The organism is Vibrio sp. 1727, from assembly GCF_033344415.1.
GTDB lineage: Bacteria > Pseudomonadota > Gammaproteobacteria > Enterobacterales > Vibrionaceae > Vibrio > Vibrio alginolyticus.
The window spans coordinates 1-504 of record NZ_JAWPOT010000717.1; the positions used below are offsets into that span (position 1 = coordinate 1).

General features: G+C 48.4%; 1 protein-coding gene. It reads right to left on the minus strand.

Translation table 11 applies throughout. The features are described 5' to 3' along the window. Positions 1-504 (minus strand): FAD-dependent oxidoreductase (locus R8O10_RS27790; RefSeq protein ID WP_318192304.1); only part of this gene is annotated, 504 nt, incomplete at both ends.

Sequence of the window (504 nt, forward strand, 5' to 3'; positions counted from 1 at the left end):
TTGTCACTAAGTGCGTCTAGGAAGCGTTCCGCATCCAGAGCTGCCATACAGCCTGTACCTGCTGATGTGATTGCTTGACGATAGTTGTGATCCATTACGTCACCAGCTGCAAATACACCTTCAATGCTAGTTTGCGTCGCGTTGCCTTCTAGACCCGACTTCACAACGATGTAGCCATCTTTCATTTCTAGCTGGCCTTCAAAGATCTGGGTGTTTGGCTGGTGGCCGATCGCGATAAACGCGCCCATCACTTCAAGATCTTCAGTTGTGCCTGTGTTTACGTCTTTAATACGAACACCAGTTACGCCCATATCGTCGCCCAGAACTTCATCTAGTGTGCGATCGGTGTGAAGAATGATGTTGCCATTTTCCACTTTGTCCATAAGACGATTAATGAGAATCTTCTCAGCACGGAATGAATCACGACGGTGGATCAGGTGAACTTCAGATGCGATGTTAGATAGGTACAGCGCTTCTTCAACCGCTGTGTTACCGCCGCCGACA